General features: G+C 57.5%; 14 protein-coding genes and 1 riboswitch. Of the genes, 7 read left to right on the top strand and 7 right to left on the bottom strand.

Annotated elements, in window-relative coordinates; all coding sequences use genetic code 11:
• Positions 1 to 6: 6 nt before the first annotated feature.
• Positions 7 to 987: a thiamine ABC transporter substrate binding subunit gene (thiB, locus tag ACL2XM_RS17055; protein WP_413730934.1), complete on the bottom strand. Its 981-nt coding sequence runs from the start codon at positions 985 to 987 to the stop codon at positions 7 to 9.
• 47 nt (positions 988 to 1,034) lie between these two features.
• A riboswitch (TPP riboswitch) is annotated at positions 1,035 to 1,152 on the bottom strand.
• Positions 1,153 to 1,211: 59 nt separating this feature from the next.
• A complete protein-coding gene (gene sgrR / locus ACL2XM_RS17050) occupies positions 1,212 to 2,882 on the bottom strand; it encodes an HTH-type transcriptional regulator SgrR (protein WP_413731280.1) in 1,671 nt (556 codons plus the stop codon).
• Positions 2,883 to 2,977: 95 nt separating this feature from the next.
• Here sgrR and sgrT point away from each other — a divergent pair, with 95 nt between their 5' ends.
• Positions 2,978 to 3,151, top strand: coding sequence for a glucose uptake inhibitor SgrT (gene sgrT, locus ACL2XM_RS17045; RefSeq protein WP_413727152.1), 174 nt, complete (start codon positions 2,978 to 2,980; stop codon positions 3,149 to 3,151).
• Between the two features lie 718 nt (positions 3,152 to 3,869).
• Here sgrT and leuD read toward each other — a convergent pair.
• Genes leuD through leuA form a run of 4 tightly spaced genes read right to left on the bottom strand, consistent with a single transcriptional unit; the run spans position 3,870 to position 8,562 of the window.
• Positions 3,870 to 4,472: a 3-isopropylmalate dehydratase small subunit gene (gene leuD, locus ACL2XM_RS17040; RefSeq protein WP_410016431.1), complete on the bottom strand. Its 603-nt coding sequence runs from the start codon at positions 4,470 to 4,472 to the stop codon at positions 3,870 to 3,872.
• A gap of 12 nt (positions 4,473 to 4,484) precedes the next feature.
• Positions 4,485 to 5,885 (bottom strand): 3-isopropylmalate dehydratase large subunit, encoded by a 1,401-nt coding sequence (gene leuC, locus ACL2XM_RS17035; RefSeq protein ID WP_413722137.1) that lies wholly within the window; start codon positions 5,883 to 5,885, stop codon positions 4,485 to 4,487.
• Between the two features lie 5 nt (positions 5,886 to 5,890).
• Entirely contained in the window at positions 5,891 to 6,982 is a 1,092-nt protein-coding gene (gene leuB / locus ACL2XM_RS17030; protein WP_413730932.1) for a 3-isopropylmalate dehydrogenase, read from the bottom strand.
• 2 nt (positions 6,983 to 6,984) lie between these two features.
• On the bottom strand, positions 6,985 to 8,562 hold the full coding sequence (gene leuA / locus ACL2XM_RS17025) for a 2-isopropylmalate synthase (protein WP_410016428.1): 1,578 nt from the start codon (positions 8,560 to 8,562) through the stop codon (positions 6,985 to 6,987).
• A 590-nt stretch (positions 8,563 to 9,152) separates the two neighbouring features.
• Between leuA and ilvI the strand changes: the two genes are divergently transcribed.
• From ilvI to cra, 3 genes are all read left to right on the top strand, one after another.
• Positions 9,153 to 10,871 carry an acetolactate synthase 3 large subunit gene (gene ilvI / locus ACL2XM_RS17020; RefSeq protein WP_413727151.1) on the top strand — a complete coding sequence of 573 codons (1,719 nt, stop codon included), beginning with the start codon at positions 9,153 to 9,155 and terminating at the stop codon, positions 10,869 to 10,871.
• A gap of 2 nt (positions 10,872 to 10,873) precedes the next feature.
• Positions 10,874 to 11,371 carry an acetolactate synthase small subunit gene (gene ilvN, locus ACL2XM_RS17015; protein WP_410016426.1) on the top strand — a complete coding sequence of 166 codons (498 nt, stop codon included), beginning with the start codon at positions 10,874 to 10,876 and terminating at the stop codon, positions 11,369 to 11,371.
• Positions 11,372 to 12,245: 874 nt separating this feature from the next.
• Positions 12,246 to 13,250: a catabolite repressor/activator gene (gene cra, locus ACL2XM_RS17010; RefSeq protein WP_410016424.1), complete on the top strand. Its 1,005-nt coding sequence runs from the start codon at positions 12,246 to 12,248 to the stop codon at positions 13,248 to 13,250.
• Between the two features lie 103 nt (positions 13,251 to 13,353).
• Here cra and ACL2XM_RS17005 read toward each other — a convergent pair whose 3' ends face one another.
• Complete coding sequence (locus ACL2XM_RS17005; protein ID WP_410016423.1) at positions 13,354 to 13,797, bottom strand: L-alanine exporter AlaE; 444 nt, start codon at positions 13,795 to 13,797, stop codon at positions 13,354 to 13,356.
• An 859-nt stretch (positions 13,798 to 14,656) separates the two neighbouring features.
• On the opposite strand from ACL2XM_RS17005, the gene mraZ reads away from it, so the two are divergent.
• Genes mraZ through ftsL form a run of 3 tightly spaced genes read left to right on the top strand, consistent with a single transcriptional unit; the run spans position 14,657 to position 16,379 of the window.
• A complete protein-coding gene (mraZ, locus tag ACL2XM_RS17000) occupies positions 14,657 to 15,115 on the top strand; it encodes a division/cell wall cluster transcriptional repressor MraZ (RefSeq protein WP_331119622.1) in 459 nt (152 codons plus the stop codon).
• A gap of 2 nt (positions 15,116 to 15,117) precedes the next feature.
• Positions 15,118 to 16,062, top strand: coding sequence for a 16S rRNA (cytosine(1402)-N(4))-methyltransferase RsmH (gene rsmH, locus ACL2XM_RS16995; RefSeq protein ID WP_410016422.1), 945 nt, complete (start codon positions 15,118 to 15,120; stop codon positions 16,060 to 16,062).
• Positions 16,059 to 16,379, top strand: a complete 321-nt coding sequence (ftsL, locus tag ACL2XM_RS16990; RefSeq protein ID WP_410016421.1) for a cell division protein FtsL — start codon at positions 16,059 to 16,061, stop codon at positions 16,377 to 16,379. The genes rsmH and ftsL overlap by 4 nt, the downstream gene beginning before the upstream one ends.
• The last annotated feature ends 6 nt before the right edge of the window (positions 16,380 to 16,385 follow it).

Here is a 16,385-nt window from a genome sequence, read left to right as displayed (position 1 = left end):
CAGGCATCATTGGCTGACGGAACGCAACCAATCCTGGGTCCACGCGCCGCGTTTGGCCGCCACGTCATCCGCGCTGAAATTCAACGTCTTGGCCGGCAATACGTCAAAGCCGGCCGGCAGCGCGGTTTTGATCACCGGATACATCCAGTTGCCGGTGGGAATGGTCTGCTGGAAAGCCGGGGAAACGACAAAACGCATAAACTGCTGCGCCAGCTGCGGATTTTTACTGGCGGCTAATTGTCCGGCCACCTCGACCTGGAGATAGTGGCCTTCGCTGAAGGTCGCCGCCGCATAGTTATCCTTCTTTTCCTCGTTGATATGATAGGCCGGCGACGTGGTATAGCTGAGCACCATGTCCGCTTCTCCTTTCAGGAATAAGCCATAGGCTTCGCTCCAGCCCTTGGGCACGGTAACGGTTTTTTTCGCCAGCCGTTGCCAGGCCTGGGGCGCTTTATCGCCATATACCTGCTGCACCCAGAGCAATAAGCCCAGTCCCGGGGTACTGGTGCGCGGATCTTCGTAAATGATTTTCAGCGCCTGCGGCCCGTCTATCAGCTCATGCAGGCTTTTGGGCGGATTTTTCAGCTTGTTCTTGTCATAGACAAACGCAAAATACCCGTAATCAAAAGGCAGGAAGGTGGGATCATGCCACGCCTGCGGCAAGGTCAGATGAGCGGTATCGACGTTATGCGCCGTAAAGAGATGCGTATCCTGCGCGGGCTTAAGCAGGTTGTTATCCAGGCCCAGCACCACATCCGCGTCGCTGTTCTTGCCTTCGATGCGCAGACGGTTGAGCAGGGCGACGCCATCTTCCTGCACGACATATTTCAGCTCGCAGCCACAGTCTTTTTCAAAGGCGGTTTTTATCGCCGGCCCCGGGCCCCATTCGGAGGCAAAGGAATCATAGGTATAAACCGTCAGGACGGGTTTTGCCAACGCCGGGGCGGCGGCGAGCAATAGCAGGCAGGGTAACCATTTTTTCAACACTTTGCGCTCCTGGAAAAAAAAAGGCGGCAAAGGCGTTTGAGGCGGCAGCGGGACGCACTCTCAAATCCCTTCGCCGGTATTAGCCGGATCAGGTTCGACGGGTATACTCTCAGCTTGCGCGCCGGCTAACGCTATGCCGGACGCTTCGCACCCCGTTGAGAACAAATGCAAGTGTAATGGTTTTATCCCTGGCTTAACAGCCTGTCTTACGTGTCTTACGTGTCTTATGTGTCTTGCGGGTCCGGCGGGGCGAACCAGGCGGATTTGAAATCAAACCATCCCAGCGTATTCATCCTGACCCCGCGCATGCTGCGCTGGCCCTGTAGAATCAGCCAATGATGGAACAGCGGGTGCAGGCGATGGCCGGTGATAAGCGATTGGCACCATTGCGCCATGGACAGGCCCTTGCCGCGCCATTTCTCCAGCGCGTCTCTAAGGTCGGCCGGCAGGCAATGATGCATCAGCGGCATCTCGTAAAAGCTGGCGAACAGGGAATAATCCAGCGGCAGGTAAAAATTAGCGCTGCCGAGCCATAAATCGCTCTCGGCCTCACCGTTATGCCAGGCGGCATAATCCACGGTATTGATCACCAGCGCGATGTCCTGCCGGGCCAGCACCGCACCGAGCGCGCGGCAAAGATCATCGAATTCCGAATGGGCGCGATAAACCGTCAGGGTGATGCTGCGCAGCTCCGCGGGCCTTGGCCGCGGTTGCGCGACCCGGCTATGGCGCCAGCGCGGCAGGATACCGTAGGCCGGCGACCAGTAATGCTGGTAGGCCGATCCCGCCTCGGTCAGCATGGCGATGGGATCGATATTTTCACTCAGCCAGCGGCGGGTATCATCGTTTTGCATCAGCGGCGAACGGGCATCAAACAGCAGGAAATAGCAGCCTTCCTCCAGCCGGGTTTCCAATTGACCCGGGGTGCTGTTATCCGCCTGGAGCTGGACGCCGGAATAGCTCAGCTCGGCGGTGAGTTCCGGCAAGATCCAGATATTCACTTCATCAATCAGTGCGCGATAGCCGAAATAATCATCAAAGGCGCGAATCTTCAATAAGCTTTCCCGGTTGTCGATCACCGCATAGGGTCCGGTGCCGACGGGACGGCGGACGAAGTCCGGCATCGTCTCCCATTCCTGCGGCAAAATCATGGCCGGCACGCTGCCCAATAGCCAGGGCAGCCAGTCGTCCGCGGCGGTCAGGGCGACATCAACGGTATTGGGGATGGCGGACGAGACAGCTTTTATATGGCAAAACAGCGGATTTCCCCGCAGGCGCAGCAGCGAGCTGCACACATCCTGCGGCGTCAGTTCCCGCCCATGATGAAAATGGATCGCCGGACGCAGGTAAAAGCGCCATAACAACGGCGAAATTTGCTGCCAATGATGGGCGAGGTCCGCTTCCAGTTCCCCATTTTCCTCATTTATTTTGGTCAGGCCGCTGAAAATCTGCCGCACGATGTGGTTCTCAGAACGCCGCAAAGGACTGCCGGGCAGCAGGTTCAGCAGCGGGCGATAATACAGTACCCGCAATATGTGCTTGCCCTGGCGGAAGCTGCGGCCCAGATGGGAAAGCAGCATCTGGCGTACCCTGTCCTTATCGCCCACCAGTTGGACCAACTGCTCGATGCGATCCTGCTCCAGCAGATCCTCCGCCCGCTGCTGTTGCAACGCCAGGCCGGTATAGTGAAAGGTCAGCTGCGAGCGCTTGCCGCGCCCGGCTGTCGCCTGCCACTGCAGCCAGCCCATTTCCTGCATGGTTTTCAGCAGCGTACGCACATGCCGGCGCGTACAGCTCAGCGCCTGCGCCAGTTCGTTCAGGGTGGTTTCCTGTGTCTTGCCCTGGCAGCTTTGCCACAGGCGGATAAATTGTTGCTGCAGGCGTGGCGAGGACATAAAAGAGGAACACTCCTTAAAAAGTCATCTGTTTTTCTTCCGGTATCTTAAGCCGATACTGGTCGTGTCGAAAGGGCAGAATAGGGATTGTAACGATGAAAATAGCCAATTTGCGCCGGTTTTATCAGCATTATTTTATCGCCATCTGCGGGCGCGGCGTGATCCGTCCCGACAGGGGCCGCAGCGGACAGCGCATGGCGCTGTTGTTACAGGTAACCCAATGGCATACGGATTCACTGTCCGAGCAGGAATACCGGGAGTGGATGTGATGTCTCGTGGCGGGGGGTGATATAAAAGTCCTGCGGTATTTTCGCTTGCCGTAAGTTTGGTTTTATATGTTGAGCCGGGCACTGGCAAGCGACAAGGGGATGGCAGTCGCGCCATCCCCTTGACCCCGCGCTCCCGGCAGATCGCGCGCCGCAAGCGGTACCTTCCTGCGCCGGATCCACCTTTTCGCACCGGCCCGTACGCGCTCCCGGCGCGAACGGGCCTCTCGCCGCGTCCAGCGGCTCGTGCCGGTGGAACCGGCTCCGTCAGCGCGCTCAATGCCGGCCAAAGGGCCGCTCCCCTTATCACCGGCGTTCACATTCCAGGCATTTAAGTTACCGGCGTATAAATTCCCGGCATTTAAGTTACCGGCATACAAATTCCCGGCGTTCAAATAAAGACTTTTTAATTACAGACGTTGGTTTTGACGTTGTACCGGCATAAAGTGCGCTGGCGGCACAATGCCCGGCTGGATGAGCCGCCGGGAGCGGCGAAAGCTAAGGGTCGCGCCGGGAGCGCGTCCCGTGCGGTCCATAAGAAGGGATATTGTGACGCCAGGGACCGCGCAGCGGCGCACGATCTGCCGGAAGCCCGGGAGACAAGAGGGATGGGCTAGCATCCCTCTTGTCGCTTGCCTGCACCAGGCAACAGGGAACGCCGCTGCTAGCGGCAAGAGAAACCTGCTCCCAGCGTACCCACGCCGTCGCCAGCAATCGACACTTAGTGCAAAAACGCCGGCTGGCTCGCCTCATAATCCGCAATCGCGCCTTCATGCTGCAACGTCAGTCCGATACTGTCCAGCCCGTTGATCATGCAATGCTTGCGAAACGCATCGATCTCGAACGGATAGCTCTTCTCGCCGGCAATGACCCGCTGGTGTTCCAAATCCACCGTGAAGGTGATGCCTTCATTGGCCGCGACCAGGAGGAACAGTTCATCCACCTGCTGCGGCGACAACGTAATGGGCAGCAGTTGGCTGTTAAAGCTGTTGCCGTAAAAAATATCGGCAAAGCTTGGCGCGATGATCGCCTGAAAGCCGTAATCGGCCAACGCCCAAGGCGCATGTTCACGCGACGAGCCGCAGCCGAAGTTTTCCCGCGCCAGTAAAATGCTGGCGCCGCGATAGCGCGGTTTATTCAGTACAAAGTCGGGATTGGGCACCTTGCCGGCGTCGTCGAGAAAACGCCAGTCGTTAAACAGATGTTGGCCGAAACCGGTGCGGGTGACCTTTTGTAAAAACTGTTTCGGAATAATGGCGTCGGTATCCACGTTAGCGGCATCCAACGGCGCCACCAGCCCGGTATGTTGGGTAAATTTTGCCATAAAACTGTCTCCTTAATTCAATTCGCGAATGTCGGCAAAATGACCGGTAACCGCCGCCGCCGCCGCCATGGCCGGACTGACCAGATGAGTTCTGCCGCCGCGACCCTGGCGCCCTTCGAAATTACGATTGCTGGTGGATGCGCAACGCTCGCCTGGGTTAAGACGATCGTTATTCATGGCCAGGCACATGGAGCAGCCGGGTAAACGCCATTCAAAGCCGGCGTCCAAAAAGATTTTGTCCAGGCCTTCGGCTTCCGCCTGGGCCTTGACCGGTCCGGAACCCGGCACCACGATGGCCTGTACGCCGGTGGCGACGCGGCGCCCCTTGGCTACGGCGGCGGCCGCGCGTAAATCCTCGATGCGCGAGTTGGTGCAGGAACCGATAAACACTTTATCGATAGCCACGTCGGTCAGGCGGATGCCGGGCTGCAAATCCATATAAGCCAGCGCTTTGGCGGCGGAGTTGCGTTCCGCCGGATCGCTGAACGAGTCGGGCGACGGGATTATCTGGTTAATGGCAATCACCTGACCCGGATTGGTACCCCAGGTGACCTGCGGAGCGATATCGTCGGCGCGCAGGGTGACCACGCTATCGAAGACCGCGTCGTCGTCGGACTTCAGGGTATTCCAGTAGGCGACCGCCTGCAGCCAGTTATCGCTTTTCGGCGCGAACTGGCGGCCCTGCAGATAGGCGTAAGTCGTGTCGTCCGGCGCCACCAGACCGGCCTTGGCGCCCATTTCTATCGCCATATTGCACAGCGTCATGCGGCCTTCCATGCTCAGGGAGGTGATCGCCTCGCCGCAGAATTCCACCACATGGCCGGTACCGCCGGCGGAGCCGGTTTTACCGATGACCGCCAGCACGATATCCTTGGCAGTAATGCCGGGGGCGGCGCGGCCGGTAACTTCAATCTTCATGGTCTTGGCCCGGCCCTGTTTCAGGGTCTGGGTGGCCAGCACGTGCTCCACTTCCGAGGTGCCGATGCCGAAGGCCAGCGCGCCGAAGGCGCCGTGGGTGGCGGTATGGGAATCGCCGCAGACGATGGTCATGCCCGGCAGCGTCATGCCCTGCTCGGGACCGATCACATGTACGATGCCCTGGTAGGGATGGTTCAGGTCATACAGCTGGACGCCGAATTCCGCGCAGTTTTTTATCAGTTCCTGCATCTGGATACGGGCCATCTCGCCGCTGGCGTTAATGTCCCTGGTTTGGGTGGAGACATTATGGTCCATGGTGGCAAAGGTTTTTGACGGCTGGCGCACGGGACGGCCCATGGCGCGCAGGCCGTCGAACGCCTGCGGCGACGTCACCTCATGCACCAGGTGACGATCGATATACAATAAAGGCGTTTCTTCCGGCGCTTCGTAGACGACGTGCGCATCATATAATTTTTGATATAACGACTTGCCCATACTCTTCATGCCCCCTGGGTAATATAACCGGCGATAATACTGCCCATCTCATCGGTGCCGACCGCGGCGCCGCTGCCTGCCAGATCGGCGGTACGGTGTCCGGCTTCCAGCGCCTGGTTGACCGCCCGCTCAACGGCGGCGGCGGCTTCATCCAGGCCCAGGCTGTAGCGCAGCAACAGCGCGGTGGACAGGATTTGCGCCACCGGGTTGGCCAGGTTCTTGCCGGCGATATCCGGCGCCGAACCGCCCGCGGGCTCGTAGAGACCGAAGCCTTGTTCATTGAGGCTGGCGGAGGGCAGCATGCCCATCGAGCCGGTGATCATGGCGCATTCATCGGACAGGATATCGCCAAACAGATTGGAGCACAGCAGCACGTCAAACTGGGACGGGTCCTTGATTAACTGCATGGTGGCGTTATCGATATATAAATGCGCCAACGCCACGTCCGGATAATCCTGGGCGATTTCAGTGACGATTTCACGCCACATAATCGAGCTTTGCAGCACGTTGGCTTTATCGATCGAGGTCACTTTGCCGCGGCGCTTGCGGGCGGATTCAAAGGCGATGCGGGCGATGCGCTCGATTTCAAAGCGGTGATAGACCTCGGTATCGAACGCGCGTTCATGCATGCCGCTGCCTTCCCTGCCTTTCGGCTGGCCGAAATAGATGCCGCCGGTCAGCTCGCGTACGCACAGGATATCAAACCCGCGGGCGGCGATATCGGCGCGCAGCGGACAGAAATCCTCCAGACCCGGATACAGCCGCGCCGGACGCAGGTTGCTGAACAGTTTGAAGTGTTTACGCAGCGGCAACAGCGCGCCGCGCTCGGGCTGCTGGGCCGGCGGCAAGTGTTCCCATTTCGGGCCGCCCACCGAGCCGAACAAAATGGCGTCGGCCTGCTCGCAGCCGTTGACCGTGGCGGCGGGCAGCGGACTGCCGTGGCGATCGATGGCGGCGCCGCCGACGTCGTATTCGCTGGTAGTGATGCGTACGTCAAAATGCTGGCGCACGGCGGTTAAAATTTTGTAGGCCTGCGCCATGACTTCAGGGCCAATGCCGTCGCCCGGCAAAACCGCTATATGATATGTCTTGCTCATGTTCACACCGTTTCCTGGTAATCCCGTTTATTGTTTTGCCCTTGCAGACGCTGCAGTTCGATTTCGACCTGCCGCGCGCGCCAGATATTGTTCATCACGTGTATCATTGCCTTGGCCGAGGATTCGATGATATCGGTGGTCAGGCCGACCCCGTGGAAGCGGCGGCCGTGATAATCCACCACGATATCCACCTGGCCCAGCGCGTCGCGGCCGTGGCCTTTTGCGGTCAGCTGATATTTCTGCAGCGTGATGGGATAGTCGGTGATCCGGTTCAGCGCCTGGTAGACCGCGTCCACCGGACCATTGCCGGTTGCCGCTTCGGATTTGGTTTCCTCGCCGCACACCAGCTTAACCGACGCCGTGGCCATATCGTTGGAGCCGGACTGGACGCTGAAATAGTCCAGGCGGAAATGTTCGGGTTCTTCCTGCTGCTTGCTGATAAACGCCAGCGCCTCCAGGTCGTAATCGAATACCTGGCCTTTTTTGTCCGCCAGCTTGACGAAGGCGGCATACAGTTCGTCCAGATTATAATCCTGTTCCTGGTAGCCCATTTCCTGCATGCGATGCTTCACCGCCGCCCGGCCGGAACGCGAGGTCAGGTTTAACTGCACTTCCTTCAGACCGATGGTTTCCGGCGTCATGATTTCGTAGTTCTGGCGGTTCTTCAGCACGCCGTCCTGATGGATGCCGGAGGAGTGGGCAAAGGCGTTGGACCCCACCACCGCCTTGTTGGCCGGGATGGGCATATTGCACAGCTGGCTGACAATCTGGCTGGTACGGTAGATTTCCTGATGATTGATATTGGTGTGCACGCCCAGGATATCGGCGCGCACTTTAATCGCCATGATCACTTCTTCCAGCGCGGTGTTGCCGGCGCGCTCGCCGATGCCGTTCAGGGTGCCTTCGACCTGCCGGGCGCCGGCCTGCACCGCGGCGATGGAATTGCCGGTCGCCATGCCCAGATCGTCGTGGCAATGCACCGAGATAATGGCTTTATCAATATTGGGCACGCGTTCATACAGGGAGGTGATGATGCCGCCGAACTGCACCGGGGTGGTGTAGCCGACGGTATCGGGAATATTGATGGTGCGGGCGCCGGCGTTAATCGCCGCTTCGACGATACGGCACAGGTTATCGATCGGGGTCCTGCCGGCGTCTTCGCAAGAGAATTCCACATCGTCGGTGTAGTTGCGCGCGCGTTTGACCGACTGCACCGCCATCTCCATCACCTGTTCGAAGCTGCGCTTGAGCTTGGATTCAATATGCAGCGTGGAGGTCGCCAGGAACACATGGATGCGGAACGCCTCGGCGACGCGCAAGGCTTCGGCGGCCACATCGATATCTTTTTCCACGCAGCGGGCCAGGCCGCAAACCCGGCTGTTCTTGATTTGACGGGCAATGGTCTGGACCGACTCAAAGTCGCCGGGAGAGGACACCGGGAAACCCACTTCCATTACATCGATGCCCATTCTTTCCAGAGCCAGGGCGATTTGCAGTTTCTCTTTCACACTCAGGCTGGCCTGCAATGCTTGTTCACCGTCGCGCAGCGTGGTATCAAAAATTATAACTTGTTGGCTCATGATTAATCCTATCTTCGTTTTTGGACGCGGTTTCTGGGCACGTTGCGCGGGCAAAAAAAAACCCGCGCCATGCGCGGGTTCTTTATCTGGGACGTATGAGTCAGCTCTGAACTCCGTGTACCAGCGTACCGCGCATCGACAGTGCGAGTAGTAGTAGGCCTAGTAGACGGAAAGAAGCGAACATGTTAGAGCGGCGTCCCAGTTCATGAATGAGTCATTGTATTTATTGGTACAGGAATCATTGGCGGGTGTCAACCATTCATACGCAATGCTTATCACCGCGCGCATTTCGCGGTTAATCCATGCAAATGTTAAGATGCTGTAATTATCCCGTCCAGCAGCGCGGTGGGTTTTGTGCCGCGTTAAAAGCAGTGTTTTATAGCGTCAATCTCGAGAACGGTAGCGTAAAAATTATTAGCGCCGCCGCGGTGCTGATTATTGCTATTTGCCTGCCTTATCATCTGGCGTTATCGTTACCGGTCATAAATTAATAACAAAAATATTTCAGGGGCAGCTTTTCCCATCCCTGTGCCAAGCGACAGCGGCCTGTTGCTGCTGCGAAGAACCTACGTAAGCCTGGAGGCAAACCCATGGAGATGTTGTCAGGAGCCGAGATGGTCGTCCGATCGTTAATCGACCAGGGCGTGAAGCATATATTCGGTTATCCCGGCGGGGCCGTGCTGGACATCTACGATGCGCTGCATACGGTAGGCGGGATCGATCATATCCTGGTGCGTCACGAGCAGGGCGCGGTGCATATGGCCGACGGCTATGCGCGCGCCACCGGCAAGGTGGGCGTGGTGCTGGTGACCTCCGGCCCGGGCGCCACCAATGCCGTGACCGGCATTGCCACCGCCTATATGGATTCCATTCCCCTGGTGGTGATTTCCGGCCAGGTGGCCAGTTCGCTTATCGGTTTCGACGCTTTTCAGGAATGCGATATGGTAGGGATTTCCCGCCCGGTGGTGAAACACAGCTTTTTGGTGAAGAAAACCGAAGATATCCCCGGCATCCTGAAAAAAGCCTTTTACCTTGCCGCCACCGGCCGTCCCGGCCCGGTGGTGATTGACGTGCCCAAGGATATCGTTAATCCGGCCAATAAATTTCCCTATCTTTACCCGGACTCGGTATCGCTGCGTTCCTATAATCCGACGGTACAGGGCCATAAAGGGCAAATACGCCGCGCGCTGCAAACCCTGCTGGCCGCCGAGCGTCCGGTTATCTATACCGGCGGCGGGGCGATAACCGCCGGTTGCCATCAGGAGCTGCGTCTGCTGGCCGAAAAACTCAATATACCGGTGACCAGTTCTTTGATGGGATTGGGCAGTTTCCCGGGTACGCATCGCCAGAGCCTGGGCATGCTGGGGATGCACGGCACTTATGAAGCCAATATGGCGATGCATCGCGCCGATGTGATTTTTGCAGTCGGGGTGCGTTTTGACGATCGCACCACGAATAATTTATTAAAATACTGTCCGGATGCCACGGTGCTGCATATCGATATCGATCCGGCCTCGATTTCCAAAACCGTTACGGCGGACGTGCCCATCGTCGGCGACGCCCGCCAGGTGCTGGTGCAAATGCTGGATCAGTTGGAGCAGGGCGAGAATACGCAGCAGTTCGACGCGTTGCGCGACTGGTGGCAGGATATCGAACAGTGGCGCGCCCGCCATTGCCTGGACTACGATCACCGCAGCGGCAAGATCAAGCCGCAGGCGGTGATCGAAACCTTGTTCCGCCTGACCGGCGGCAAGGCGTATGTGACTTCGGATGTCGGCCAGCATCAGATGTTCGCCGCGCTCTATTATCAATTTGACCAGCCGCGCCACTGGATTAACTCCGGCGGCCTGGGCACCATGGGCTTCGGGTTGCCCGCCGCGCTTGGCGTGAAGTTGGCGCTGCCCGACGAAACGGTGATTTGTATTACCGGCGACGGGAGTATCCAGATGAATATTCAGGAGCTGTCCACGGCGCTGCAATATGATCTGCCGGTGGTGGTGGTGAGTCTGAACAATCGTTATCTGGGTATGGTGAAGCAGTGGCAGGATATGATCTATTCCGGCCGTCATTCCCAGTCCTATATGGAATCGCTGCCGGATTTCGTCAAGCTGGCGGAAGCCTACGGCCATGTGGGCATATCCATCCAGTCGCCGGATGAGCTGGAAAGCAAGCTGGCCCAGGCGCTGGCGCAAAAGAATCGTCTGGTGTTCGTGGATGTGATGGTTGACGGTACGGAACATGTCTATCCCATGCAGATTCGGGGCGGCGGCATGGACGAAATGTGGTTAAGCAAAACGGAGAGGACCTGATCATGCGCCGGATTTTATCAGTATTGCTGGAAAACGAGTCGGGCGCGTTATCGCGGGTGATCGGGTTGTTTGCCCAGCGCGGTTACAATATCGAGAGCCTGACCGTGGCGCCGACCGACGATCCCACGTTGTCGCGCATGACCATCCAGACCATGGGCGACGCCAAGGTGCTGGAGCAAATCGAGAAACAGCTGCATAAGCTGGTGGATGTGCTGCGCGTGAGCGAGCTTGGGCAAGGGCAGGGTACTCATGTCGAGCGGGAAATCATGTTGGTGAAGGTGCAGGCCGAGGGCGGCGCGCGCGAGGAAGTGAAGCGCTGCGCCGATATTTTCCGCGGGCAGATCGTGGATGTGACCTCGTCGCTGTATACCGTTCAACTGGCGGGGACCAGCGATAAGCTGGATGCTTTTTTGTCCACTATTCGCGACGTGGGCAGTATCGTCGAAGTGGCCCGGTCAGGGATCGTCGGGCTGGCGCGCGGCGATAAGGTGATGCGCTGAGCATCGAGTCGTAGGGGCGCTCTCCCTTTAACAGGTTTTATGCGGCATCGGTGATGGCGGGCATAGCCTGCCATGGGGCCTCGGTCGGGCGGGAACACCACGCCCGATTCAACCCCATCGGCATGCTCTCCCTTTAACAGGTTTTATGCGGCATCGGTGATGGCGGGCATAGCCTGCCATGGGGCCCCGGTCGGGTGGGCACACCACGCCCGATTCAACCCCATCGGCATGCTCTCCCTTTAACAGGTTTTATGCGGCATCGGTGATGGCGGGCATAGCCTGCCATGGGGCCTCGGTCGGGCGGGAAAACCACGCCCGATTCAACCCCATCGGCATGCTCTCCCTTTAACAGGTTTTATGCGGCATCGGTGATGGCGGGCATAGCCTGCCATGGGGCCTCGGTCGGGCGGGCACACCACGCCCGATTCAACCCCATCGGCATGCTCTCCCTTTAACAGGTTTTATGCGGCATCGGTGATGGCGGGCATAGCCTGCCATGGGGCCTCGGTCGGGCGGGCACACCACGCCCGATTCGACCCCATTGGCACGCTCTCCCTTGAACACGTCTGCTTTAAGTTCGGCGTTGGCGGGCCTAGCGCACCATGGGGCACTCGGTCGGGGGGGAAAAGCACGCCCGATTCGACCCCCTTGGCACGCATTTCCTTGAACACGTCTGCTTTACGTTTGGTGTTGGCACGCTCTTCCTTGAACAAAACGGTTTATGCTTTGTGTACCGCCATTTCCCCGCCTTACTCGCGCGTCTATTCGCTTCTTGGCGTTTTATGCTGATAAAAGTTGTAGCATAATGATATACCCCGATGAGAATATGGATATATTGGGTCACTGTTAAATCTTTCAGCGCAAAGGAGTCTCTGTGAAACTGGATGAAATCGCGCGCCTGGCAGGCGTTTCGCGCACAACCGCCAGTTATGTGATCAACGGTAAAGCGAAACAATACCGCGTTAGCGATAAAACCGTGGAAAAGGTGATGGCGGTGGTTCGGGAACATAACTACCATCCCAACGCGGTTGCCGCCGGTCTCAGGGCAGGGAGGACGCGTTCCATCGGCCTGGTGATACCCGATCTGGAGAATACCAGCTATACCCGCATCGCCAACTATCTGGAGCGCCAGGCGCGCCAGCGCGGCTATCAGTTGCTGATCGCCTGTTCCGAGGATCAGCCGGATAATGAAATGCGCTGCATTGAACATCTGCTGCAACGGCAGGTGGACGCCATTATCGTTTCCACGGCCTTGCCGCCGGAACATCCATTTTACCAGCGCTGGGCCACCGATCCTTTTCCTATTATCGCCCTCGATCGCGCGCTTGATCCCGATCATTTTATCAGCGTGGTGGGCGCGGATCAGGATGATGCGGAAATGTTGTCGCGGGAACTGCGCAGTTTTCACGGCGCGTCGGTTTTGTATTTAGGCGCTTTGCCCGAGCTGTCGGTGAGTTTCCTGCGCGAGCAGGGCTTCAGGCGCGGATGGGAAGGCGACGCCAGGCAGCCTGATTTCCTGTATGCCAATAGTTATGAGCGCTCGTCTTCGGCGGCGTTGTTCAGCCAGTATCTGGAGAGCCATGACATGCCGCAGGCGATTTTTACCACGTCGTTTTCCCTGCTGCAGGGCGTGATGGACGTGACATTAAAGCGTAGCGGCAGGCTGCCGCCCGATTTGGCGATCGCCACTTTCGGCGATAATGAACTGCTGGATTTCCTGGAGTGTCCGGTGCTGGCGGTGGCGCAGCGTCATCGTGAGGTGGCGGAGCGGGTGCTGGAACTGGTGCTGGCAAGCCTGGACGAGCCGCACAGGCCGAAACCGGGATTGACCCGTATCAGGCGCAGCCTGTTTCGCCGCGGCTCGCTCAGCCGCGCCTGAGGGCCTTGCCCGCCCTCGCCCGCAAGGTGGTTAAGCCCGGTGACGCCGGGCTGTCGGGTTCCGGCCCGGCGCCAATGCTGCCGGACCGGGTTTGCGGGGTAAATCAGTTAACGTAGCCTTTCACGTGGAACAGCCGGCGGCAATACTCAAGAAAATAGCCATATGCCACGCCCAGAATCATCGACCCTACCGCATTGGACGTGACCGCCGTCAAAATCTGTTGTGAATCCGCGCCGACCGCCAGCAGGATCAGGACATACACCGGCGATTGAAAACTGACATAGGCCAGCAAATCGGCAATGTTACGCGCCCAGAACCGGTTCGGGCCGTGACGGCGCGCCAATCTCAGCACCGCATCGCGATACTGGCCGAACGGCCAGGCAATGACAATGTTGACCGGAACGGAAAGCAATCTGGAGGATAAGGATTGTTGAAGTGTCATGCCGGACAGCAACACCTCAATAAACATCCCCGCGATAAAGCAATACACCACCAAAGCAAATGTGTCAGCCGCAGCCATGCGCAGACGAGATGAGCGCGAAAACATAACGGGTAGCTCCAAAGGAAAAAGGTCGCCGGGTGATGCGTTTACGCATCGGTGATAGTGTTTTGTGGTGTGTATTCTATGTGGCATAGAGTACATCACTGGATGTAAGTAGTTAACTAGCTAATAGTTTTTATTTCAATCATATGAGCAGCTCCTTATGCTTAATTTCCAGCGTTGATGTTCACGTTAAGCTATTTCATTCGGCCTGGAAACTTTAATGATTTATTTTCAATAAGTTATGTAGCGGTCGTTGGCGGAAGGTTTGGATTTGGCGGCAACTGTTCGCGAAATAAATGACAGTGAGCCAATTTTTACAGGCAAAATTTGTGTTAGGAATATTCTGGATTGGCTAATTAAGCTGGACATTCATAAATAAAATTGCGGATAAAATCGCCAGTTTTATCGGTAAATAAAAGTAAAGACCACATTATTAATGTCGGCGCATCTTTATATTTCAAAGCCTGTTTAGGATGGCTTGCGCGACGGCAATTATAAAAAAATTGCGCTAAAACAAATGCACCGCCGTCCAGGCCGATCTGGCGATTGAGCGAGGCGCCGCGGTAAGCGTATAATCGGCGCCGGCGACCCGACGCTCCCTCAGGCGGCTTGGTCTGGGTTTATATCAAAAAATTGCTAATTTTTAATCGAAACACCGCATTTATGAATATCATGATGTTATTAGTGTACTTTTTTGCCCCTCTGCAACTAATTCCCGTCAGAGTTTCTTAATTGATGCATAAATAATCCCATTCTTGCTCGTTAGTAGCTTGACAATGTTTTAATACCATTCGTACACTCTTTTGCGTGGGAATAAGTGGGGTTTCGTGGTGAAAAGGGTTTTTCGGGGGTAAATCGACATATGTTCCGTGGGGCAACGTTGGTTAATCTCGACAGTAAAGGCAGGCTAGCCGTGCCAACCCGCTACAGGGAAAAGCTGATCGAGGAAACGGAAGGATTGATGGTGTGTACCATCGACCTCCACCAACCATGCCTATTGCTTTATCCCCTGCCGGAATGGGAAGTGATTGAACAGAAGCTTTCCCGTCTGTCGAGCATGAACCCCGCCGAACGCCGAGTGCAGCGCCTGTTGCTGGGACATGCCAGCGAATGCCAGATGGATGGCGCCGGGCGGCTGCTTATTGCGCAAACATTACGGCTCCACGCCGGACTTACCAAAGAAGTGATGCTGGTTGGACAATTCAATAAATTTGAATTGTGGGATGAACAGACCTGGTATCAACAAGTCAAGGATGATATCGACGCTGAACTGTCGGCGCAGGAACCACTCTCTGTGCGACTACAAGACTTGTCACTATAGCTATGGCAGAAACTTATCAACATACCACCGTCTTGCTGGATGAAGCGGTTAACGGCCTGAACCTGCGCCCCAATGGCATTTACATTGACGGCACGTTCGGTCGCGGTGGTCATTCGCGCCTGATCCTGTCCCAATTGGGGGCGGAGGGACAACTGCTGGCTATTGATCGCGATCCCCAGGCCATTGAAGCCGCCCGCGCCATAGACGACCCCCGGTTCAGCATTATCCACGGCCCGTTTTCCGCCATCGCGGACTATATGTCCGAGCGCGGGCTGACCGGCCGCGTGGACGGCATCCTGCTTGATTTGGGCGTGTCGTCGCCGCAGCTTGACGATCCGCTGCGCGGGTTTTCCTTTATGCGCGACGGTCCGCTGGATATGCGCATGGATACCTCCCGCGGGCTGTCCGCCGCCGAGTGGCTGGCCAAGGCCGGCGCCGACGATATCGCCTGGGTGTTAAAGACCTTCGGCGAAGAGCGCTTTGCCAAACGCATCGCCGAGGCCATCGTGGAAAAAAGTAAGCAGTCGCCGATGACGCGCACCCATGAACTGGCCGAGCTTATCGTTAACGCCAGCCCGTTTCGTGAAAAGCATAAGCATCCGGCGACCCGCAGCTTCCAGGCGATCCGCATTTATATCAATAGCGAGCTGGAAGAACTCGAACGGGCGCTGGATAGCGCCCTTGGCGTATTGGCGCCCGGCGGGCGCCTGTCGGTCATCAGCTTTCACTCGCTGGAAGATCGGCTGGTCAAACGTTTTATCCGCGACCATAGCCGCGGACCCCAGGTGCCTGCGCGCATGCCGTTGACCGAAGCGCAGATCGCCGAGCAGGGCGGCCAGGCGCAGCTTAAGCCGGTGGGCAAAATGCAGCCGTCGGAGCGGGAAGTGGCGGATAACCCGCGCGCGCGCAGCTCGGTGTTACGTTTTGCCGAGAGGCTGCCGTCATGATCGGCGGCGAACGGCACGGCCTGGTCGGCATTATCGGCGGCGATCTGCTGCGCCAGGGGAAAATCCCGTTTATTTTGCTGGTCGCCGTACTGGTGTCCGCGATTCTGGTGGTGACGACCACCCATGAAACGCGGCGCCTGACCGCCCAGCGCGAGCAGCTGGTCCTGGAACGGGACGCGCTGGATATCGAATGGCGCAACCTGATCCTGGAGGAAAACGCCCTGGGCGACCATAGCCGGGTCGAACGTTTCGCCACGGAAAAACTGATGATGCAGCATGTGGATCCTTCACAGGAAAATATTGTGGTTCAACCTTAACGCAAC

Origin of the sequence: Sodalis sp. RH20 (genome assembly GCF_047324205.1) — a bacterium.
In the GTDB taxonomy this organism is placed as follows: Bacteria; Pseudomonadota; Gammaproteobacteria; order Enterobacterales; family Enterobacteriaceae; genus Acerihabitans.
The sequence above is the reverse complement of the archived record's forward strand: the minus strand, read 5'-3'. Positions and strand labels throughout refer to the sequence as shown.

Coding starts and splice junctions, on each gene's coding strand:
- sgrR (WP_413731280.1), bottom strand. CDS start 2,882: ATGTCCTCGCCACGCCTGCAGCAACAATTTATCCGCCTGTGGCAAAGC.
- sgrT (WP_413727152.1), top strand. CDS start 2,978: ATGAAAATAGCCAATTTGCGCCGGTTTTATCAGCATTATTTTATCGCC.
- leuD (WP_410016431.1), bottom strand. CDS start 4,472: ATGGCAAAATTTACCCAACATACCGGGCTGGTGGCGCCGTTGGATGCC.
- leuC (WP_413722137.1), bottom strand. CDS start 5,885: ATGGGCAAGTCGTTATATCAAAAATTATATGATGCGCACGTCGTCTAC.
- leuB (WP_413730932.1), bottom strand. CDS start 6,982: ATGAGCAAGACATATCATATAGCGGTTTTGCCGGGCGACGGCATTGGC.
- leuA (WP_410016428.1), bottom strand. CDS start 8,562: ATGAGCCAACAAGTTATAATTTTTGATACCACGCTGCGCGACGGTGAA.
- ilvI (WP_413727151.1), top strand. CDS start 9,153: ATGGAGATGTTGTCAGGAGCCGAGATGGTCGTCCGATCGTTAATCGAC.
- ilvN (WP_410016426.1), top strand. CDS start 10,874: ATGCGCCGGATTTTATCAGTATTGCTGGAAAACGAGTCGGGCGCGTTA.
- ACL2XM_RS17005 (WP_410016423.1), bottom strand. CDS start 13,797: ATGTTTTCGCGCTCATCTCGTCTGCGCATGGCTGCGGCTGACACATTT.
- mraZ (WP_331119622.1), top strand. CDS start 14,657: ATGTTCCGTGGGGCAACGTTGGTTAATCTCGACAGTAAAGGCAGGCTA.
- rsmH (WP_410016422.1), top strand. CDS start 15,118: ATGGCAGAAACTTATCAACATACCACCGTCTTGCTGGATGAAGCGGTT.
- ftsL (WP_410016421.1), top strand. CDS start 16,059: ATGATCGGCGGCGAACGGCACGGCCTGGTCGGCATTATCGGCGGCGAT.